Source organism: Legionella quinlivanii (assembly GCF_900461555.1).
GTDB classification, from domain to species: domain Bacteria; phylum Pseudomonadota; class Gammaproteobacteria; order Legionellales; family Legionellaceae; genus Legionella_C; species Legionella_C quinlivanii.
The window spans coordinates 2,049,032-2,070,627 of sequence record NZ_UGOX01000001.1; the positions used below are offsets into that span (position 1 = coordinate 2,049,032).

Genomic DNA, 21,596 nt, shown 5'->3' on the forward strand with positions numbered 1-21,596 from the left:
CTATAAGAACCTACGTACCCCGCTTTATGCGGGGTATCCATAAAAATGCTAGTGGGTTTAAAATGCTTTTGCCAATCAGACGCATTGCCTGGATACCCAGCAAAGCGCCCTTGCGGGAGAGCTTTACAGCAGCAAAGCCACCGCTTTTTTCCAGCCGGTAAAATCAAGCTCTCTCTGTTGGTAGTCCTCATCCGGTTTGAATTTTTTAGCACATTGCCAACTACTCTCCAGATCGTCCGGCTCTGAATACAGACCACATCCCAAAGCAGCCAGCATGGCAGCACCTTGCGCAGTGGACTCAATATCAAGCGGCTTTTGTACAATCATCTGACACTGATTAGCAAGAAACTGAAGAAACCAGTGATTGGCAGCCATTCCTCCATCCACTCGTAAAACACTCAAGTCGGTTTTAACGGCATCTTGCATGCAGCTTATTACCTCACGCGTGAGATAAGCTACGCTTTCCAGTGCTGCTCGGGCAATATGAGCACGGTTACTCTTACGTGACAGCCCAACAATAATGGCACCAGGAGTTGAAAGCCAGTACGGAGCTCCGAGTCCAGTAAACGATGGCACAAGATATACGCCTGCATTATCCTTTAGTGATTCAGCCAACTGCTCAGTTTCAGCAGCCGTTTGAATAAGTTTCATTTCATCTCTAAGCCACTTAATTGTGGTGCCGGCGTGATAGAGACTGCCTTCGAGTGCATAAGCAGTTTGGCCCTTAATCTGGTAGGCAATCGTAGTTAGCAAATGACTGGCGAAGGACACCGGTTCTTGACCTGTATTCATCATCAGAAAACCGCCTGTACCATAGGTGGCTTTAATCATTCCTTTACTAAAGCAACGTTGGCCGATTAATGCTGCCTGCTGATCACCGGCCACTCCTGTAATTGGAATCCCGGCCCCCGGCAATGACTCATCAATTGTTCCAAAAAAGGCATCAGAGGCAAGTACTTCAGGAAGTAACTGCGAATTGACATGGAAGAGATCGAGCAATTCCCTATCCCATTGTCTTTCATGAATATTGAATAATAAAGTTCTTGAGGCATTGGTAATATCGGTGACATGCGCCTTACCTCTCGTTAAACGCCAGATTAAAAAACTGTCAATTGTACCAATTGCCAGCTCACCTGAATGTGCGAGCCTCGCAGCTTCAGGAATATTTTTAATTAGCCACTGTATTTTACTGGCGGAAAAATAGGGATCAGGCAACAGCCCGGTTTTTGCCTGAATCAGTTCTTTCTCATTATGCAGACTATCGCAAAAATCCTGGGTTCTTCTGTCCTGCCAGACGATAGCCCGGTACAGGCATTCACCAGTCTTTTTATTCCACAGTAAAACAGTTTCCCGCTGATTAGTGATGCCGCAGGCGGCAATCGACTTTAACTCAACACCGCTAACAACATCTTTTAAAGCGGCCAAGGTTTTAGACCAAATTTCTTCAGGACAATGTTCAACCCACCCCGGTTCAGGATAATATTGAGTGAGAGGGTATTGACTGGAAGTGATAAGCCTGCCATTACTTTCATAAAGCATGGCTCTGGTACTGCTTGTTCCCTGATCAATTGCAAGTAAGTATTTCATGCCCTGTTTTCTTTCGTATTATCCCTGGAAATAATTCTATACGCTTTTTACGGAGAGCAAAATACATGGTTGAAGGATATGATGTTGCGGTGATTGGCGGAGGGATTAATGGCTGTGGTATCGCAGCGGATGCGGCATTGCGCGGGCTTTCCGTAGTCTTGCTGGAAAAAGATGATATTGCCTCAAAAACCTCCTCAAACAGCAGTAAGTTAATTCACGGGGGCCTGCGCTACCTCGAATATTACGATTTCTCTCTGGTAAAAAAGGCACTGGACGAAAGACAACTGTTAATCAGTCTTGCTCCACATCTTGTCTATCCAACCACCTTTGTTCTCCCCTATCTGCAATCCATGCGTCCGACCTGGCTGTTGCGTACTGGTCTTTTTTTGTATGACAATCTTAGTCGTAAAAATAAATTACCCAAAAGCCGTTTAATCAAGCGTAACAAAAATCCGAATTATTTCAGCGCGCTCAATCCGGAATTTAACAAGGGTTTTTTATTTTCCGACTGTACGACGGATGATTCCCGTTTAACTCTGGTCAATGCATTGCTGGCCAGAGAACATGGTGCACATATTTTACCTCAAACGGAGTTAATCGCTGCCGAAGCCCATGAGAATCAATGGACGCTTCGCATACGTAATAAAAATCAAGCGATTGAAACCATCATGGCAAAAGCGGTAATCAATGCCGCAGGTCCCTGGGTAGAATCGCTGAATACCCTTCTTGGGATTAAATCCGAATATAAAATATCCATGGTCCAGGGCAGTCATTTTGTTGTTCCCAAGCTCTATGAAGGTGATCACGCCTATCTTTTACAAAATACGGATAACCGCATCGTTTTTGTAATCCCCTATTATGGTCATACCATGATAGGCACCACCGATGTGCCGTTTTCTGGCGATCTGGATCACGTTGCCATTTCCCCCATTGAAATAAACTACCTGTTCAAACTGGTGCGCGGATATTTTAAGCATCACCTGACACACGGAGACATTATTAATACCTGGAGCGGGGTTCGCCCTCTCTTATTCAAGCTGGGAGAAAGCCCTCAGGCATTAAGCCGGGACTATCTTTTTCATATGAATCAGTCTCCAGCGCCTGTGGTCTCTATTTACGGCGGTAAAATTACCACCTATCGCCAGTTAGCGACTGAAACGATTGATCAGCTAAAGCCCGTTTTTCCGGGTTTGCAAGCATCAGGCAGTTCAAAAGCAGCCCTCCCGGGTGCGAAACTTGAATCCATGTCCTTTAATGAATATCAATTCCATGCAAAAGAAATATACCATTGGATTGACCCGCATATTCTCTGCCGATATCTGCGGACTTATGGAACCAGAACCGAGCTTATTCTTGCTGATTGTAAAAAAATGAATGACCTCGGATCGGAAATTGGTCATGGTCTTTATACCAAAGAAGTGGATTATTTAATAAATCAGGAATGGGCGAGCTGCGCCGATGATATTTTATGGCGAAGAACCAAACTTGGGCTTGAGCTCTCGGTTGAGGAAAAAATCAAACTGGAGAGGTATTGTAATCCTTAGTAAGAATAGTCTTGGTTTATTTCACATTACCAGCTAAAAATCGATCCAGACCGTTGGCAAAGCTCTGGATTTCTCTGGCGCTTATTTTAGGCGGGCCGCCAGAGAGCATTTGCGCACCGCGCAAGACCTCATTAAAGTTACGCATCGACAAATGGCTTTTTACATTGTTTGCAGTATACATCTCTCCTCTCGGATTTAAAGCAAATCCACCGTTAGTGATTATTATATCGGCCAACGGGATATCGGCGGTAATCACTAAATCACCAGGCTTTATATTTTCTGCAATATATCTATCGGCCATATCAAATCCTGCACCCACCTGATGTTTTCTGATGAAGGGGGAAGCAGGAATAGTCAGACTATGGTTTGAGACAATCATCAGTAGGCGCTGAGTTCTTATTGCTGCCCGAAATACGATTTCTTTTATTGGTTTTGGACAAGCATCGCCATCGATCCATATTTGCATTGATATTTGAGATTAGTTATACAAATTGAAATTTTAGCATAGTATCAGAGCGTGTAGAACTACTGCGGACATGGCGCGGTACATAGAGGTTAGATGTACATACAACAGTCTGCTTCTTAGCTTACACGTTCCTCGGCTTATATTGATTCCCCTTCACTGATAAGATGAGCTTAACTCAGAATCTTCCCTTTTCTCATCTCTCCTGCTCAGCCCCTCTCCTGATCTTGCAGTCGTCTGCGAATTCGCAAAACTGTAGCGATTCGATGACAAGGATGCAGACGTAATAGGTCTTATACTTATGTTATCTGGCCTTGGCAGAGTCAGGTTAGCAGCCGCCCCAACATTCAGGCTGCTATATTTTTGCAGGAGAAGGCTATACTGGGGATCAACCCTTCTTAATAACTCCTTCAGACTGATTTTTGCCGTCAATTCGCTTAAAAACTCCGGATTCTGTCTGTTCAGCAAGTTTAATAACTTGTCAAAGGAATCTGTATTAAACAAAGCGTCTTTCAGGGGATCTTTTTGCGAGGCATTTTGAAGGCGCAGAGATGCTCCAATGACCTCGTTAATAAATATCTCCAAAAGATTAAATTCCTTACCCCATTGGTCCTTCCAGTTTCTTTTAAGACCCTGATTCAATTCAAGCAGACCTCTGCTCCATTCCTCGTTTTCACAAACCAATGCTTTTAACAGTAGCATCAGATTTTTGGATAAACTGCAGAGCGGGCTCAACTTATCATATTGAAACATGGGCGAATAATGCTTAAAGGGCCGTTGCATTTCGATTGCATTCAAAAGTTCCAGGTAAATCACTTGACAATTATATTTATAATAATCAGGATGTGCATTTTTTAAAGCATCTTCGTCATTAAACACTTCATCGTCATTTAGCGGTACTCCTAAACCTGTCAGATAATAAGCAATTTTATCTGGAAATTCCGGGGGAATTCGTAAACTACGACCCACCTCCTGTGAGCGCTTATCCTTCTGTAAACGACTATCAACAAAGCTACTTTGAGATTGACTCTCCTCAGGGCTTTTTTCTTTCGCATATAGGCCCCAAGCTACATTTTTGTCATTGTACCCTGTACCTAACATGTTTACGACTACCAAAATCCCGGGCTGGTCCATTGGCCGCTTATTGAAATTTTCAATCCAGTCCTTATACTTCTTGATATTTGAGTGAATCGGCTTGGCGAGTTTAGTTCCAACTCTTTCATTGATTGCAGCTGTTAATAATTTGGCCTCTTTAATACTGGAGGTATAAATGATGCCTTTGCAGGAAGCGAGCGTCTTGCCCATCGGATGACGATGCTCTTTGATTAAAGCCGCAATTTTTTGACATTTTTCGGCCGAATCAATTGCCAGTGAATAAGGCAAACGGCCCACTATCAGCGGGGCGGTTTTGCCGGCTTTGCGAGAATCCGTTCGCGTAAATACGTATATTGGTTTAACAGAATTCCCAGGCGTAGCTGAAAAGCCAAGCGAGGTCACCCCGCTTTCCATTACTCGTAGAGCGTCTTTCTGATACAAGTGATGTTCATCCAGAACAGTGAGCAAAGGTTTACGGTGCTTTTTCAGAACATCATCTGATGCACTGACAAATTTTGCATAGCTGGCTTTACAAAATATCAGAACACTTGCCTTTTCCCTCAGGGGTCTATTCTTGTTAAGCAATTTGATCGTTACTGCATTTTCCTTGCTATCGACTGGAATCACATTCTTTGGCTTAATTTCTGCAAACTTTCCTAGCCTTTCCAGAACTGCCATAAACTCTTCATGATATTGATCTACCAATTGCAGTGTGGGCACCACAATATGAAACACAGCATCAGGGTTATTTTTAAAGAGGTAGATGAGCATCAGAATAGCAGTCAATGTCTTCCCACCGCCGGTTGTGATTTGGACCACCCCGTTTGATGAGCCGCATTGACTGATAGCTCTTAACGCATCAGCCTGGTAAGGATAAAGATAGACTTCTTCTTTCTGTAAGAACTCTTCCAGTTTCTGAGGGTCAAAAAGTGAGTTAAGCTTAGCTCCATTCCATTGCTTCTGGAGAAATGTCTCATTACATGGCGCAGCTGATTTCGCATATCTTTTTTGCTTGACCAGGAGGTTCTGCTCATATTCCTCCGGTTCTCCACCATCATAGGATTCTCTAAGAGTAGGATTAGGGTTTGGTTTTGGTTGATTATTCGCTTCCACTATTGAGCGGAAATCGCGAGTTTCAACTTGACGTTTTTGTTTCTCCACCGATTTAAAACTTCTTTCAATTTCACTTTTCATATGTGAAAGACTTTTTGTCATCAGTCGAGTATAAAATGGGCTTAATCCCACAGGAGGAAAATCTTCAGTTTGAATAGCCAGGATCTGCTCAATATATCCACCTGCATTTGCTTTTGCCTGATTTTTGACTTTTTTTGAACGCGTTAAGCTGATTGACTTCAGTCCAGGTAAATGCAGAAGGTTCCTGGCTAATTCATTATCTTGATTACCATCCTCCGTTCTTGCTTCTTCCAGCGCATTATCAATAATCATTTGAAAATAAAAGTCTTGCATACACAAGCGAGAATGCACTCCTGGGTACGCCAGAATAGACACATCCTCAGCAGTTTGTAATTTTAAAACCCTGGCTGCCTGCTCAAAATCAAAATCGAACAGCTTATATCCATAATCTGGTTCTAAAAAGTAAAATCGCTTAAAGGATAAAGTTTGCATACCACAGATAATCGCCTTATCGTTTTCTCGTGCGGCGGCAAGCGATTTTGTTATTCCAGACCATGTCGAAACATCGCCAAACTCCTCTGAGGCTTGTATCTGACTAAGATTGTCATCAAGGTAAACACAATGCTTGAGTTTCCACAAATACGAGAGCATAAATGCCGTCAACCGGCGCGTTTGAATATCTTCGGGATGATAATTGCCGTGTGTTTTATAACGTAGAACGTCTGTAATTAAAAACTCGACATTTTCAGGTTTATTTCGATCGCTCAGATTCTCATATTCCTGAGCGCTGACTACCACTAGCAAACGTTGCTTATCCCCCAGCAGACTGGGGTCAGGGATCATCGCTTCGTGCTTACGTCCTGCAAACACAAAGGTCACTGTCTCATCAGATGCAGGTAACTCCTTTCTGCGGCTCACTAGTCGAAATTTTGATTCACCACTGCTAATTTCATGAGTAAACTCAGGTTCATCCATTGTCTGTTTGAAGGAATCAAGGGATTTAAACTGGAATGTCCCGGAATAGTTAATATTGCGGCTGGATTTCTTTATTAAAAAAGGGATTTCCGGTATGCGTTCAAATGTCTGTGAATATTTCGCACTAAACAGAGCATTTTTTTCATTTGCTTTTTTTATACGCGATGGAGCTTTACTTCTTTTTTTCCGCTTTTTTGGTTGCTCATCTTCCGATGTAGAAGATTCGCTTGATCGCTTATTCTTTTGCGAGCTGGATAAGGAGGCCTCCTGAGGTTCCTTTGAGAATGCGATGGGACTCTGCTCCCTGGATTCAGGAAATCCTTGCTCAATATCATCAGATATATCGAAGACTTCAATCGGAGATGAAGGCTCGCTCAACCGCCTGCAATTGTCCGATAGGGATGATGACTCTTCTTCGGCGTCATCCAGAATAATAATGGGACTGGACGAATTAGGCACAGAAGGCCAAAGCGTGCCAACATCAAAAATTTCCAGGGTCATTGGCTCTGATCTTCCACCTATGGTTGCAATATCGGCGTCCAACATATCGGCTACAGGATTTACATCCACAACAGGGAATACTGTTCCCTGATTTGCCTGTGTTTCAGTGTCAATGAGAAATGGCCTGATGAAGTTGAGAAAATCGTTACCCGCTTTTTCAGCCCCTCTGGTAATTGCAGCAGAACTAGCACCCTTTCTCTTTAAAAACAATGTATAGTAAATATTTCCTCCTTGGGCCGCAGATTCAGCCATTTGATCAGTCAGATCAATGTCCATCTCTTTGGCTTTTGCTCTTAGGAATTCGGCATATTCCTGATAATCATAAAAAGCAGCCATACGGGCTAAATGACTTAATTCAACTCCAAGGGTTCCCAGATACTCTGCATATTCCCAGTCCTCGCCAAGTATAGCGCCTGAGGCAATCGTAAGTTTGTCAGCACCCAGTTCACGCAATGCGCCTGCATAAGCACGCTGGCGTCCTCTGACAGCTCCATGAGCTATATAATTTATATCAGCTCCTATTGTGCGCAGTTTCTCAGCATAATCAATGTTTCCTACCTCAGCGGCCCCTGCTGCAATTCTGTCGATAGAAGCTCCATTCAGACGCAGGAATTCAGCGTATTTAACTTGGCCGCCTTTTATGGCACCTACGGCAAGCGTAGTGATGTCCGCACCCTTTCTTCGCAAAATCTCTGCTAAATACAAATGGCCGCTAAGAGCTGCTGCGGCAGCAACTTCGCTGATATCACTTATCTGATCCAGCAATGGCAAGAGTTCATTGATATATCCGCCTTGAGCCAGTCCAATGGCAATGTATTTAAGCTCAATTCCCCATTCCTGTTGCTGATTAGCTAATTCGTGTAAACCATTTGCAGCTGCATAAGTAGCCAAAAAAGTCCGATTGGCGAAATTATGGGGGTTATCATAGTAATTTAGTATCGGATCTATATGTTTTCCTCGCAAATACCCACGCAAAACAGCTTTAAAACTAGCCTTTTTCAATAGCATCTCTGAAACTCTATCCGAGTCTCCTTTTATTGCCGCGCCTTCAGCAATCGCTGATGTACAGGCACCCTCATTTAATAACCAATTGCAAAAATCCGGATCGCCATATTCGCCAGCCCCCCTGGCAATCTGATGAATACAAGTGTTTGATTCGCGCCTGAGTACTTCTGAGGCTTCAACATCGCCAGAGCGCGCAGCGCCCCTGCCCGCTAAATGAATATTCGCTCCTAGCTTGACCAGTAATTTGACAGCATCTGTCTTTTTTTGCGAGGCTAACACTTCTGCAGGAGTCCAATCAGTTCCCTGCTTACGCACGTCAATGCTAATCAATGGATCTTTCAGTAAATTCCTTAATTCTGCCTCCATTCCTTTTTCAGCAAGACGGCAAATAATTTCATGGTAATTAATACGTGCTCGACATTCCATTGCCAGGAACTGATAGCCTCCTTGCATTGCACCGGCTGCGACTGATTCGAGGCTTGCCCCTTGGTCCAGCAAGGATTTCGCATAATCAATACGTCCTGCTCGCGCCACACCTCTGGCAATCAGATTGATACTGACGTTTTTATCAATTGAAGATAATTTATCAATCCAGCCGCCACTGGCGATACCCAGTGCAATAGAATCTTCCTTTGCACCCAATGAACGCATAAGCTCTACTGTTTGCCAATCCCCACAGGTTGCGGCAGCTTCTGCCATCACATTGATGTTGGCCAGCATACCAAATAATTCATCTACAAAATGTGAGTCGTTTCCTTGAATTGCACTTACGGCAACTGCATCGATACCTGCACCTTGTTCTATCAGTTTTCTTGCTTCATCTCGATTACCACGCTGTGCATACCCCTGAGCAATCTGAGTTATGCCGGCATTTTTATGAGTAAGCATCCATTGAACCAATCCTGTGTTGTTGGCTCTTGCTGCTCCTCGAGCAATCATATGAGGGCTGGCTCCAAGATGCATTAATAGATTGGCAGCGTCTATTTTTCCTTCATAGGCAAGTAATTCAGCCGCTGATACAACAAATACTGGTCGAACGGGATTTTCAGGATCTTCAGGGTTTAGAGGATATGCCTCTGTATTAACTATTATCTTACGAATATCAATACTGATATTGTGTTTAAAAATGAATGCTTGCAAAGCTTCCGGGTTGTTTTCAATAGCAAGTTTATAAATTTCATCAAAATAGTTCATACTTAACCTCAACTATACTACTGGCGGCCTTTAAATAATGCTTTTGTAAAAGCGTGAGAAGTCAGACCTTTTTAGATCGAATTTCAGACATGGTAGCGCATCTTACCACAAGATGTTCTTGTTTGATACATTTAGATCGTGTTTAAATCAAAAATGTGTTATCCTTTTTCAAAACAAAACAGCTTAAGGTCTAGTTAATATTTAATTAATATAATGACCAGCTTTTTGCACTTGTCTTTGCCTGATTTTTATCGGATTGTTAAATAATTTGTAAACCTGATTACCATTATTTTCAGCAGTCATAATAACGAGTTAATAATGCTTTTTGATGAATTAAAACAATTAATTACACGCTATGAAAAACCAGAACCTGAGCAATTAAATTCAGTTGAAACGGATTTTCAACACCTGACCAGCGCTTCTGAATGTGAGCAGTTAAGCCAGCAAATTGAGCGGCAAAAACTAACAATGCTGGCTAAAATGTATTTTCATAATTGGCAAATCAGCATTAATCGCCAAATCGCATCGGATAGTGGCCTGCGTAAAAATTTAAGTCCTAAAATTGCATCAAAAATATTTGAAATTGTACATCAGGCTCCTGACCGGAAATATGAGGCTTTGCTAAAGATTATTGAAGCGTTGTACGCTTTGAAAAACTCAATAACAGATAGTCAGGAAGCTCAGGCGATTCAACAGTGTATTGTACTGCTTACAGCCTACAAAGTTTTAGCTGAAGCATCAGGAACGCAAAAACAGGAAATTAAACAGCCACAACCCACAGCCGATTGCGCCAGTAATTCCGCTCCAAAAACAGAAAACTCTATAGATAAGGCGACTTCGTCTTATAATGAGCTTTTGAAACTTTTAGATGCCGATCCAGACCTTAATATGCCTGAACCAATCCGAACAAATCGGGCAGTTAAAAGTCACGAAGACGCATTAGAGCGTCTTAACAATTGTGAAGCGGTTAACTCTGTTACTTCATTAATTTCGCAACTAGAGTATATGCGCTCGAAGCTTAACATAGATTTCGCCTTAAAAGGCTATCTGACTAGTACCATTAAAGTTTGCCAGTCAAACATAGACCTTCTGACGGGTTTGATTGGTTACATGCAACAACATACAACAATTTCTCTGAAAGCGCTGCTGGAAAGTTATATATCCAATAAAGGCAAAAAAACACATGTTAGTTTTTTGACTTGTCTCATAAAAAATCCCCTGGCTATTTTACTATTTGAGATCAGACCGGAAATTACAAATGCTATTTCATCCAAGGCGATGAATAATTTAATTAAGGAAGAATCCATTAGAGGCGAATTCCCGGTATTTATTTTATTTCTTATTTTTGAACAGCAATTCAATTACTTTAAGAATCAACCTCGACTGGTATCTTTAATTACGCAAAGGCTATTTTTGCAAAAGTTTTCCAAGCTTGATAATTTATCACCTGCTGAATATTTAATGAGCAGGCCGGACAAGCGAAGTTTTTTTACTCTAAATCCTAAACTGATCGACTGGCTGCCGAGTCAGCTAAAAAAAACATATGAGCAGCATTTGAGCCCGCGAATACGTACTGAAAAAACAGATGTTCCATCACCAGTTTCAAAGCCCAAAGCGAAGCCCCCCGCTCCAAAAGTAAGTTTAGTTATTACTGAAAATGAGCTAGCAGCCAAAGCGTCCATTCCTGATAAAGTTGAGCAGCAACTTAGCCCGCGAATAAGTATTGAACAAACAGCTGTCCCAGCCCCGACGACCAAAGTCAGTCCTCCAGCTCCAACGCCTAGTATAATCATTCCAGAAAATAAGCCGGCTTCCAAAGCGCCCGCTCCTGATAAGGTTGAACAAGTCACCCAGAAACTGGCAGAGACCAAACTGACTGAATCAACAGCACCGAATGTAGAAAAAAGCAACTCTACGACTCTTCCAAGTCAGGATCAGCAAATTGCCGCCTGGAAAAAAGCAATTGATCTTATTTTTGGAGAGGCACAAAACCTGATTATTGACGTGGTGCTGCAGGAAATTGATTATTTCAAACTAAGGATTCAGCACCCGCAAATTAATAGTTATTGGCAGGTTAAGACTAGCAAAGCTAATGAACGCGTCAGTCGTTTTTATGCGACAAAAAACTGGTTTGATACAGTGCTTTTGAGCAATATACGCAAAATTTTGGGAAACAAAGAAGTCGAGGTCATTGATCAGCTGTTAATGTGCAAAATAGCTTGGAACAAAGCGTTTAAGCTTGAGCAAATAAATAACATGGCAAAAAAAATAATTAATTCACTTAAAACAAGTTCTGCGGATTATCATAACCTGCAGAAACCAACAGCCATTCCAGCACAAGAAACATCAACTGAAGCGGAACCTTCTGTACCTGCATCTACTGAAATTTTGCGTGAGGAACATGAGCTTACACCGAACACTATTGGCCAAGAACCGATTCGAGAACCAGTAGCTGAAAAAATAGTAAGTAATGCCGTGACGTTGAATCCTTTAGAAATACAGTTTGCTCCCGGGGATGTCCTTCTGGTATACAGGCATGGCTTAAGAGCGCGTTATCAGTGCTCTTTCTTAAGTGCGGAACATCATTCTGTACTTAGAAGCAACGAGTTCTGGCGTTTAAAATTAAACCAGCATTTCCGCCCATCAGTGATTAAGGCAGCAGGTTTTGATCAATCTCTATCATTTGTTACTCAATTTCCAGCTATTGCCGCACAGGAATATCAAAATCTCCCTGACAATGTCATAGATATGTTTATTTATGCAAAAGAAAATATGCTTGTTAGTTCAATGTACGAAGGTCTGCTTCCCTTATTGTTCTATACAGAGAGGTCAGGACGCTCGCTGCTGAATTGTATTCGCGAAACTCATACTCAGCAGGTTATTGATTGTATTTTCTCTTTGGGGATGAAATGTTTTCAACAGCAAGCGAGTCAGGAACAGCCTGCATTTATTCAATCGGTTCTTCACTGGGCAATCTGCTGTAATCAACGAAAAGAGGTGATTAGCGAACTGTTGCGAAGTGAAGCCGCTCATACTCCATTCATAATAGGAGATTATCACTATTTTGCAATACACCGGGCCGTGTATGAGTCAGCGTATGGCGCTGTTGAGGCTATTTTAGAGCAAAACCTGATGCAGCTGACTACTGTCGACTCCTTAAACCGCAGCCCTTTCAATATTGCTTACAGTAAACAGGATAAGTACATGCTGGATTTGTTAGGATATTACCATAACAAAGCGGCGGGAGCTCAAAACCCAAGGTTTTTTACTCCCATGCCTTACCCTGTAGACACTGAAAGCGAGGAGCTTGGGCAAGAGAAAATTACCCAGCAAGCTAACGGTGCAGGTTATACTTTCTAACAAAATCAAACCACCTCAATTTCAACAGGAGCAATTCCTTTTATGCCGAGTTTTTTAGCGGCAGCAAAGGATAAATCAATTAGCCGGTTGGATAAAAAAGGACCCCGATCATTGATACGGACCACAATTGAGCGCCCATTATTCAGATTTTTTACACGCACTCGGGTAGCAAATGGGAGTGTTGGATGAGCTGCTGTCATTGCATACATGTTGTAGCGCTCTCCGGTTGATGTTTTTTGATTCCGACCGCGTCCCCCATACCAGGAAGCAACTCCCTTCGCCTTGTAGTGTTTGGCTGACTTCATCACCTGATATGTTTTTCCTTTGACCACATAGTGATCCGGAGTATTGGATTGCTGATGTGTACAAGCAGCCAGCAGCATGGGGAGAAAATATTTAGTGAGTCTTTTAAAATTCAATAAAATCATATAATTATTATTATTCAGGTTTTAATTCAATTTTCGTTGAGGGTTAGCTGATCAGACAGCAACTGTCATGCTTTTTATTGGAATCATTCTGATCATCTTCACAAACTGTTTTACTTCCATCAGGTGGAGTTGGCGCCGGGGCACCAGAACATAGTGTATTTTGATGCTTAAAAAAGCTATTTCTTTTTTTATCAGTTTTTTGAATCTCAAGCACTACTGTCTGTGTTGCTGACATAGAAACTTCCTATACCGTTAATCTTACTGTTATGCGATCATGATTAGTTACACTGCTCCCTAATCACTAGCCTTCATCTTGATTCATTTTATTGAGGATCTCGCTGACATCAATAGCTTGGGCCTGCTGCAGTAATTCTTTAAGAGTTGATTCGGGCATACTGCCTGATTCTGAATAAATAGCGATACCTTCTTTAATAATCATTAAATGGGGAATAGAGCGAATTTGAAATGCGTCTGCGATTTGTGGCTGTTCTTCGATATTGATCTTTACAAAATCGATATCTGGATTTTGCTCTGCCACTTGTTCATAAATCCTGCCAAATTGCTTGCAAGGTGCACACCAGGGAGCCCAGAAATCAATCAGGAACAATCCTTTTTGATTAATCAATGCATCCAGCTGCTCTTCGTTCACGCTTTTGAGCATGATTCTTCCTTCGTCGTGATGGCTTCCAGAATACGGGAGAAAATGGTATCCACACTTCCTAATCCAGAAACTCTATGAAAAACAGGAGCGCCTGAACTGTCGCTATCCGCCCACTGCTGATAATATTGAACCAAAGGCTCTGTCTGCTGATGATAAATTTCAAGCCGTCTCTTGACCGTTTCTTCTTTATCGTCATCCCGCTGGATGAGTGTTTCACCAGTCAGGTCATCACGGCCTTCAGTCTGCGGAGGATTAAATCGAATGTGATAAACACGGCCTGAACCCGGATGAACCCGTCGCCCGCTAAGTCGGCTGATAATTTCTGAATCGGGAACTGCAATTTCAATCACATGATCCAGACGAATACGGGCAGTTCTTAAGGCTTCAGCCTGAGGAATAGTTCGCGGGAATCCATCAAATAAAAAGCCATTTGCACAATCCGGCTGCTGTAACCTTTCTTTTACCAGCCGAATAATAATGTCATCAGAAACCAGTTTGCCTGCATCCATGACCGCTTTGGCACTTCGACCCAATTCAGTACCGGCTGCAATTGAGGCTCTTAACATGTCGCCTGTGGATATTTGCGGAATATCAAAATATTCAATTAACCGTACCGCCTGAGTACCCTTGCCAGCACCTGGCCCACCTAATAACATTAAACGCATTCGTTACTCCTACATGGAAAGTTCAAGCTTGACCAGACTTGAAAAGCAGCCCTCAACTTTTAAAGAAGAGTACTGTGCTATCGACTCAAGGCAATATCCGTCAAACGGCCTTATCATTTTAACTTGCCCGAAGGAAAATGTCACGCCTGGATGCCTCGGACAAGCCGAGGCACGTAGACAGATGAGAGTACGACCAAGCCTGGAGCACCTCTCCCAGCCTACCTATTCCGACTCCCTCAGCCTACGTACCCCGACTTGTTCGGGGTATCCAGAAATCTCCGCAAGAGCCTATTCTATCCTTTAATAATAGACGCTTATTTATACCCTCTATAATAAGACGAACCGCGGCCACAGCGGGCCATCTGGGCCTGATAAATCATTGCACGCATTTTAACCTTGCGGGCAACGCCAATAAGCCAGGGTTTTTGCAAATAGGTTTTTCTCATAAAACCTCCTATTCCTTCATGATACGCCAGATAAAGATTATAGGTGTCATCTCTCTGAATTCCGGCACGTCGATACGCCTGGTTAGCATACCAGCCAACGAAGTCTACTGCGTCGGTAAAATCATCACGAGCCGCCCATACCCCGCCATCTGATTTTTTATACTGAGCCCAGGTGGCACGCAAAGCTTGCGTATAGCCATAGGCCGAAGAAGGACGCTTCCAGGGAATAATCCATAACAATTTGGTTCGCTTGGGCGTTGCATTGGCATCAAACTTGGACTCCTGATGAATAATGGCCATTTGAACGGCCACAGGCACCCGCCAGCGACGCTCAGCATCTTTTGCATCCAGATACCATTTAGGATATTGCTTGAAAATACTGCAAACGTTATTAACATCTCGTGGCGGCGGTGTACTGACGCAGGCGCTGAGCAATAAAAAAGGAATAAGCAATAAAAGGCGTTTCATATTAAAAGACCACGTCATGTTGGTATAAATGAGCGTATTAGTAACAAAAATCGAACTGTCTCGCAATATCATCCAGTTTTTCCTTTGGCAACAGGAACAAATATCCTGCAAGCAATAACTGTGCTAGAATTCTAAATTTATTATTTATAGTACTGTATGAGCGTTTTAGTCTTTGATATTGAAACAGTTCCCGATGTGCATTCTGGCAGAAAGCTGTTTCATTTGGACAATCTCAGTGATGAAGAGACTGCCAAAGCGATGTTTGCCTTACGTCGTGCGAAGACCGGGAATGATTTCCTGCCTCATTATCTGCAAAGAGTGGTCGCTATCTCAGCAGTGATCCAGAATAACAATCAGGTCAAAGTATGGTCTTTGGGCGATGAGCAGGCCGATGAGAAAGAACTGATCAGCCGTTTTTTTTCCGGTATTGATAAATATACTCCTATTCTGGTCAGCTGGAACGGCTGTGGTTTTGATCTGCCGGTCCTGCATTATCGAGCCTTACTGCATGGAATTCCTGCCCCTACCTATTGGGAGTATGGAGAAAATCAGCAGAATTTTCGCTGGAACAATTATCTTAATCGTTTTCATTACCGCCACCTTGATTTGATGGACGTACTCGCTGCTTATCAAAGCCGTGCTTCTGCACCATTAGATGACATTGCTCATATGCTGGGTTTTCCTGGCAAAATGGGAATGAGCGGCTCAAAAGTCTGGGAGCAGTATCAGGCAGGTCAATTAAAAAGTATTCGTGACTATTGTGAAACAGACGTTCTCAATACCTATTGTGTCTATCTTCGCTTTGAGTTAATTCGGGGAAGCTTAACACAGCAGGAGTATGAGAATGCTATCGTAACTCTTAAAACTTATCTGGCAGGAGAAAACGAGCGAATGCATTGTCAGGAATTTTTAAGACAGATGGCATAAGCGCTAATAAACTTATCTTGCTTAAGAGTTTCTTAAGGAGTTTAAGTTATAGTAAGCATGTAAAAACCAGGACTTTTCATGAAACACTCTTTATTTACAGATTCCAATGGTAAATTTTCCTTAAAGATTAAACCTGACGATAAATTTTTTGTGGCTATCTGTAAAAGGAAGGACAATCCACATTCCTTTAGTTGTTTGGGTGTCATTCATAACAACATCCCATTGGTCCTTGCTGGATTCGGTAAATACAAGAAAAAAAATGCTACCCGTTGTGAAATGGCCTTTTGGCAAGCTGAGGGGGTTATGTATGATGAATCGATCCTGCTAAATACTTCAGGCGCCTATCTGCAAGATGTCAGCTATAAAGCTTTTGAAATCGATTATGAGAGTTATAAGCGGCATATGGCAGAAATGGCTACATTTTCTTCCGAACAAGTGAAGAGAAACGTAACCAGCAAGTACTTATCAGCGTTTCAACCAGTTGAGGAAAATGAAGATGAAATCATTTTTCAGCACCGATTCCTGAGAGACTTATCATCTCCTGATACAAAGGAGGGCTTTAAACCCGATTACTGTGAAATAAGCCAGAGAAATACCTGCCGACATACCGCTGTCGATATTACCCGTCGCGCCACTCTATTGGATAATCTTGGCAAAGGAGTTTCACGTTTTTTCTTTCGCAGACTGCCTTTGTCCATGAGATTAAACGAAGGACTTGTTGAAACCGATCATTTCTTTCTGCTGCCTCCTCCGCCAAATGCATTTACAAACATGCATCCCAAAACTCTGGCTATTGCAAAGAGACTCTATAGCCGTCTGGATGAAATGATTCAGATTGGAGAGAAAAATCCAATTACCGGTGATAAATTTGAGGCTATCAAACAGCTTTATAACGAAACAACACAGGAATATGCTTGTGATTATCCAAAACTCATCGATCATATTGAAGACTGGTTAACGGATAAACGGGAATTAATTGGCACTCATCGAAACGCTCACTGGTTTCAAACGACAACTGCCAGCACCAAGATGTTTAATGAGATCCTTAATGAGTATAATAAACCCCGATCTGGATAACTTCGCGAATTAACTAGCTGATGACTTTCTTATAAAGCCAGGCATCTTCCACTCCAGCCTGATCATCATAATAATTCTCTTTGATTCCATCTCTTAAAAAACCCATTTTTTCATAGAGCTGGATAGCCCCCGCATTGCTGGGTCTGACTTCCAGAATATAGGTATTGATAAGCGGGCTAATTGGTAAATCAAGTAACTGAGTTAAAAGCTGACGCCCGACGCCTTGCTGTTGATACGAAGGGGCCACACACAAATTTAAAATATGACAGACATTGAATGCCTGACGGCAAATACTATACCCCAGAATCTGTTGCTGGTTTTCTTTAATATACTCTATGACCCGGCAATCATAACCAACCAGTACGCAATCTACAAGAATACCACGACTCCAGGGCGCTCTATGCCCCTGAGTTTCAATGGTGTATACATCATCAATATCTTCAAGCCTCATCGGCCGTATTGAATACTTCACGGGTATCCTTTTAGCTGTGTCATTCCCGCTTACCCTGGAAATCCTCTCACCTCAGGAGAGAGAGTTAAAGAGAGGGGTTTACGATTAACCCTCACCCTAACCCTCACTGCCATTAAGTCAAGGACATTTGTCATTCCCGCGAAGACGGGAATCCATCTCTCAATCGGCATTATAGCAAGCTTAGAGATGGATCCCCGTCTTCGCGGGAACGACAATTTAATATTTTCACACCTTGCCAATGCGCCTTCGAGGAATGACAGGAATCATCTACTTCTCAGCTTTCTTCTTTGGCATATACAGATCCGTCACTGTACCCTCGAATATTTCAGAGGCCAAAGCAACCGATTCAGACAAAGTCGGATGCGGATGAATTGTTAAGGCAATATCTTCCACATCACATTGCATTTCAATTGCCAGTGAAGCTTCTGAAATCAAATCACCTGCATTAATCCCGACAATTCCTGCTCCAAGAATTCGTTTACTATCAGGGCAGAATAGTAATTTAGTCATTCCTTCCTCACGCCCCATACTTAGAGCACGGCCACTTGCCATCCACGGAAATACAGCTTTTTCATAGGAAATGCCTTTTTCCTTAGCTTCTTTTTCAGTTAAACCAGTCCAGGCAATCTCAGGATCAGTGTAAGCTACGCTGGGAATACATTTGGGGTCAAAATAATGTTTTAAACCTGAAATTACTTCAGCAGCCACCCTCCCTTCGGGCATCGCTTTATGAGCAAGCATTGGCTGGCCTACTACGTCGCCAATCGCATAAATATGCGGCACATTGGTACGCATCTGATTATCAACCTTAATAAAGCCTCTATCGTCTACATTGATACCAGCAGCTCCAGCATTGATCGCTCCGCCATTAGGTTTTCTTCCCACTGCAACCAGAACCTGAGCAAATTTCATTGGTTGTTCAGTGGCATGCTGGCCTTCCATAGAGACATATAAGGCATCTTTTTTCGCCTCAACTGCAGTAACTTTTGTTTTAAGAAGGAATTTGACGCCTTTCTTGCTCATTCGTTTTTGTAATACATTGACCAAATCAGAGTCTGCACCCGGAATTAATTGATCCATAAACTCAACGACAGTCACATTCACCCCCAGGGCAGAATAAACAGTCGCCATTTCCAGACCTATGATTCCACCGCCAAGAACAAGAAGATCGCCTTTGATATCTGCCAGTTCCAAAGCGCCTGTTGAGCTGAATATTCTTGGATCTTCCGGGATAAACGGCAATTTAACAGACTCGCTGCCAACCGCAATAATTGCGTTATCAAAATCAATCGTGGTAGTTTGTCCTTCATTCTCCACTGTAATCTGATGAGTACCTGACAAACGTCCTACGCCGGTTACGACTTCAACCTTTCGCTGTTTAGCCAGAATCTTCAAGCCGCCAGTCAACTTGCCGATCACTTTATTTTTCCAGCCAACCAGTTTAGTGTTATCAAAGGAGGGTTGATTGAAACTTACTCCCAAATCATTCATTTCATGCGCTTCATCAACCACTTTGGCGATATGTAGCAGAGCTTTTGAAGGAATACAACCCACGTTTAAGCAAACGCCTCCAAGGCTATTGTAGCGCTCTACCAGAATCACTTTTTTACCTAAATCCGCCGCTCTGAACGCTGCTGTGTAACCCCCTGGTCCACTGCCTAAAACAACCACTTCCGCTTTCATATTTACACTCATTAGACGCCTCTTTTAACGTTTAGCACATAATATATATTAATAACATTGCCTAAAGCAGGACTCTGCGAATATCTGCCAATGTGTCTGCAATATAGCGAGTAAATCTTGCCGCCTCAGCACCATCGATCACCCGGTGATCATAGGAAAGAGATAAAGGAAGCATTAAGCGCGGTTTAAATTCTTTTCCGTCAAACACCGGTTTAATGCTGGAACGAGATAATCCAAGTATGGCGACCTCAGGACTATTTACTATTGGAGTAAAAGCCGTACCACCGATACCTCCCAAGCTTGATATGGTAAAGCAGCCTCCACTCATGTCAGCAGGCATCAGTCCTTTTTCACGGGCCTTGGTGCTCAAACGAGCCATTTCCAATGCAATTCCGGCAACATTAAGCTTGTCTACTCCCTGAATAACAGGCACAACCAGACCATTAGGCGTCTCAACTGCAATGCCAATATTAAAATACTGTTTAAAAATCAGGTTCTCTCCGCTGCTATCCAAAGAAGCATTAAATTGAGGAAACACCTGCAATGCTTTGCAAATTACTTTAGTGACAAAAGCCAGCACTGTTAATTTATACCCGGATTTACTGGCAGCCTCTGACTCTGATTTGCGAAATGACTCCAGATCAGTAATATCTGCCTCGTCAAACTGGGTGACATGAGGAATGGTAATCCAGGAACGGTGCACGTTAACACCAGTCAGGCGCTTGATCTTGTTCAAGGGTTTTGTTTCGATAGCTCCAAATTTACTAAAATCAATGGTCGGCGCCTGCGGCAATGAAAATCCAGAGCTGGATGGCTTTTCTGCAAGACGGCTTTTGACATAACTCTGAACATCTTCTTTGCTGATACGTCCCTTTCTGCCGCTTCCTTTTACAAGCTTTAAGTCCACGCCAAACTCTCTGGCCAAACGACGAACCGCAGGACCTGCAAAAACGCCTGAGCTGCTGCCTGACTCTTCAACCTTTACTTCCGTAATCGGTGGTTGCTTCACTTCTGGTTCAGCGGGTCTTGTCGCCACCGCTGGCGTCTCTTCTTGAGCTTCAGGTGCAGGCGCTTCTCTCTGCTCAGCGGGTTTCATTGTGAGAACCAGAGATCCCTGCGAAACCTTATCCCCAACTTTCACAGCGACCTTTTCGACAACGCCCTCTGCTGGAGAAGGAATATCCATTGTGGCTTTATCCCCTTCGAGAGTAATCAAAGCCTGATCTTTTTCAATTGAATCACCTGCTTTAACCATCACCTCAATGACATCCACATCGGTAGCGCCGCCAATATCGGGAATATTCACCGCTAGCAATGCAGTGCCCTGTGGAATGACTGGTTTTTCCTGGGCTTTAGGCTCAGCTTGTGTTTTAGCGACAGGCTCTTCTTTCTTTTCGTCGCCTTTATTTGCCGCAGACAGGTCTTCATCAATTGTTAAAACAAGAATATCATCCCCTTCCGAGACTTTATCGCCAATATTAACCAGCACTGAGTGTACCTTACCGGCTTTAGGCGAGGGGATTTCCATGCTTGCCTTATCTGACTCCAGCGTGATTAAAGGGGTATCGATTTCAACTTCGTCGCCCGGCTTCACCAATAGTTCAATGACATCAACACCAGCCGCACCCCCGATGTCCGGAACCTTAACTTTCATCTCATCTGACATATTTTTCCTCAGCAAACTGGTCAAACTGTCTTAATGCAGCAACCTAATGCTGCAATAAGACGCTTAATTCTTTAAGTTCCCGCCCAGACGCATAAGCGCCAACTTCCTTAAAATCCTCCTCAGGGAGAGAGGAATTTCTTTTAATCTCATCTGAAATCCTCTCTCCCCTGAGGGGAGAGAGTTAGAGAGAGGGGTTAAAATCAGCCCTCACCCTAGCCCTCACTGCCATTAAGTTAAGGAATATT

The 21,596-nt window shown here is 42.9% G+C and carries 15 protein-coding genes; 4 read left to right on the top strand and 11 right to left on the bottom strand.

Annotation, left to right across the window (positions count from 1 at the left end; all coding sequences use genetic code 11):
• Positions 1–123: 123 nt before the first annotated feature.
• Entirely contained in the window at positions 124–1,587 is a 1,464-nt protein-coding gene (gene glpK, locus DYH61_RS08800; RefSeq protein WP_058508163.1) for a glycerol kinase GlpK, read from the bottom strand.
• 65 nt (positions 1,588–1,652) lie between these two features.
• Here glpK and glpD point away from each other — a divergent pair, with 65 nt between their 5' ends.
• Entirely contained in the window at positions 1,653–3,131 is a 1,479-nt protein-coding gene (gene glpD, locus DYH61_RS08805; RefSeq protein WP_058508162.1) for a glycerol-3-phosphate dehydrogenase, read from the top strand.
• 16 nt (positions 3,132–3,147) lie between these two features.
• Here the strand turns inward: glpD and DYH61_RS08810 are convergent, their stop codons facing one another.
• Complete coding sequence (locus DYH61_RS08810; protein ID WP_058508161.1) at positions 3,148–3,597, bottom strand: YaiI/YqxD family protein; 450 nt, start codon at positions 3,595–3,597, stop codon at positions 3,148–3,150.
• 153 nt (positions 3,598–3,750) lie between these two features.
• Entirely contained in the window at positions 3,751–9,498 is a 5,748-nt protein-coding gene (locus DYH61_RS08815) for a DEAD/DEAH box helicase family protein (RefSeq protein WP_058508160.1), read from the bottom strand.
• A gap of 318 nt (positions 9,499–9,816) precedes the next feature.
• Here DYH61_RS08815 and DYH61_RS08820 point away from each other — a divergent pair, with 318 nt between their 5' ends.
• Positions 9,817–12,858, top strand: coding sequence for a hypothetical protein (locus DYH61_RS08820; RefSeq protein WP_058508159.1), 3,042 nt, complete (start codon positions 9,817–9,819; stop codon positions 12,856–12,858).
• A 5-nt stretch (positions 12,859–12,863) separates the two neighbouring features.
• On the opposite strand, the gene DYH61_RS08825 is transcribed toward DYH61_RS08820, so the two are convergent.
• The 5 genes from DYH61_RS08825 to DYH61_RS08845 all read right to left on the bottom strand — a co-directional run bounded on the left by DYH61_RS08825 (position 12,864) and on the right by DYH61_RS08845 (position 15,598).
• The gene (locus DYH61_RS08825) at positions 12,864–13,286 is read right to left on the bottom strand and encodes a septal ring lytic transglycosylase RlpA family protein (RefSeq protein WP_058508158.1); all 423 of its coding nucleotides are present in this window, start codon (positions 13,284–13,286) and stop codon (positions 12,864–12,866) included.
• A gap of 43 nt (positions 13,287–13,329) precedes the next feature.
• On the bottom strand, positions 13,330–13,521 hold the full coding sequence (locus DYH61_RS08830) for a hypothetical protein (protein WP_058508157.1): 192 nt from the start codon (positions 13,519–13,521) through the stop codon (positions 13,330–13,332).
• A 66-nt stretch (positions 13,522–13,587) separates the two neighbouring features.
• Positions 13,588–13,947 (bottom strand): thioredoxin family protein, encoded by a 360-nt coding sequence (locus DYH61_RS08835; protein WP_058508156.1) that lies wholly within the window; start codon positions 13,945–13,947, stop codon positions 13,588–13,590.
• Entirely contained in the window at positions 13,932–14,612 is a 681-nt protein-coding gene (adk, locus tag DYH61_RS08840; RefSeq protein WP_058508155.1) for an adenylate kinase, read from the bottom strand. Before adk ends, DYH61_RS08835 begins: the two co-directional genes overlap by 16 nt.
• Positions 14,613–14,926: 314 nt before the next feature.
• Positions 14,927–15,598 carry a transglycosylase SLT domain-containing protein gene (locus DYH61_RS08845; RefSeq protein ID WP_456264529.1) on the bottom strand — a complete coding sequence of 224 codons (672 nt, stop codon included), beginning with the start codon at positions 15,596–15,598 and terminating at the stop codon, positions 14,927–14,929.
• Between the two features lie 84 nt (positions 15,599–15,682).
• Here DYH61_RS08845 and DYH61_RS08850 point away from each other — a divergent pair, with 84 nt between their 5' ends.
• Positions 15,683–16,453: a 3'-5' exonuclease gene (locus DYH61_RS08850; RefSeq protein ID WP_058508154.1), complete on the top strand. Its 771-nt coding sequence runs from the start codon at positions 15,683–15,685 to the stop codon at positions 16,451–16,453.
• A 78-nt stretch (positions 16,454–16,531) separates the two neighbouring features.
• Positions 16,532–17,530 (top strand): hypothetical protein, encoded by a 999-nt coding sequence (locus DYH61_RS08855; protein ID WP_058508153.1) that lies wholly within the window; start codon positions 16,532–16,534, stop codon positions 17,528–17,530.
• A 13-nt stretch (positions 17,531–17,543) separates the two neighbouring features.
• Here DYH61_RS08855 and rimI read toward each other — a convergent pair whose 3' ends face one another.
• From rimI to aceF, 3 genes are all read right to left on the bottom strand, one after another.
• Positions 17,544–18,002, bottom strand: a complete 459-nt coding sequence (rimI, locus tag DYH61_RS08860; RefSeq protein ID WP_058508152.1) for a ribosomal protein S18-alanine N-acetyltransferase — start codon at positions 18,000–18,002, stop codon at positions 17,544–17,546.
• A gap of 267 nt (positions 18,003–18,269) precedes the next feature.
• Complete coding sequence (lpdA, locus tag DYH61_RS08865) at positions 18,270–19,697, bottom strand: dihydrolipoyl dehydrogenase (RefSeq protein WP_058508151.1); 1,428 nt, start codon at positions 19,695–19,697, stop codon at positions 18,270–18,272.
• A gap of 49 nt (positions 19,698–19,746) precedes the next feature.
• Positions 19,747–21,351, bottom strand: coding sequence for a dihydrolipoyllysine-residue acetyltransferase (aceF, locus tag DYH61_RS08870; RefSeq protein WP_058508150.1), 1,605 nt, complete (start codon positions 21,349–21,351; stop codon positions 19,747–19,749).
• Between the last annotated feature and the right edge of the window lie 245 nt (positions 21,352–21,596).

Bases quoted from the DNA above. Each gene is read 5' to 3' on its own strand.
- lpdA (WP_058508151.1), bottom strand. From the start codon at position 19,697: ATGAGTGTAAATATGAAAGCGGAAGTGGTTGTTTTAGGCAGTGGACCA.
- DYH61_RS08830 (WP_058508157.1), bottom strand. From the start codon at position 13,521: ATGTCAGCAACACAGACAGTAGTGCTTGAGATTCAAAAAACTGATAAA.
- DYH61_RS08825 (WP_058508158.1), bottom strand. From the start codon at position 13,286: ATGATTTTATTGAATTTTAAAAGACTCACTAAATATTTTCTCCCCATG.
- aceF (WP_058508150.1), bottom strand. From the start codon at position 21,351: ATGTCAGATGAGATGAAAGTTAAGGTTCCGGACATCGGGGGTGCGGCT.
- glpK (WP_058508163.1), bottom strand. From the start codon at position 1,587: ATGAAATACTTACTTGCAATTGATCAGGGAACAAGCAGTACCAGAGCC.
- DYH61_RS08810 (WP_058508161.1), bottom strand. From the start codon at position 3,597: ATGCAAATATGGATCGATGGCGATGCTTGTCCAAAACCAATAAAAGAA.
- glpD (WP_058508162.1), top strand. From the start codon at position 1,653: ATGGTTGAAGGATATGATGTTGCGGTGATTGGCGGAGGGATTAATGGC.
- DYH61_RS08815 (WP_058508160.1), bottom strand. From the start codon at position 9,498: ATGAACTATTTTGATGAAATTTATAAACTTGCTATTGAAAACAACCCG.
- DYH61_RS08855 (WP_058508153.1), top strand. From the start codon at position 16,532: ATGAAACACTCTTTATTTACAGATTCCAATGGTAAATTTTCCTTAAAG.
- DYH61_RS08845 (WP_456264529.1), bottom strand. From the start codon at position 15,598: ATGATATTGCGAGACAGTTCGATTTTTGTTACTAATACGCTCATTTAT.
- DYH61_RS08835 (WP_058508156.1), bottom strand. From the start codon at position 13,947: ATGCTCAAAAGCGTGAACGAAGAGCAGCTGGATGCATTGATTAATCAA.
- adk (WP_058508155.1), bottom strand. From the start codon at position 14,612: ATGCGTTTAATGTTATTAGGTGGGCCAGGTGCTGGCAAGGGTACTCAG.
- DYH61_RS08850 (WP_058508154.1), top strand. From the start codon at position 15,683: ATGAGCGTTTTAGTCTTTGATATTGAAACAGTTCCCGATGTGCATTCT.
- DYH61_RS08820 (WP_058508159.1), top strand. From the start codon at position 9,817: ATGCTTTTTGATGAATTAAAACAATTAATTACACGCTATGAAAAACCA.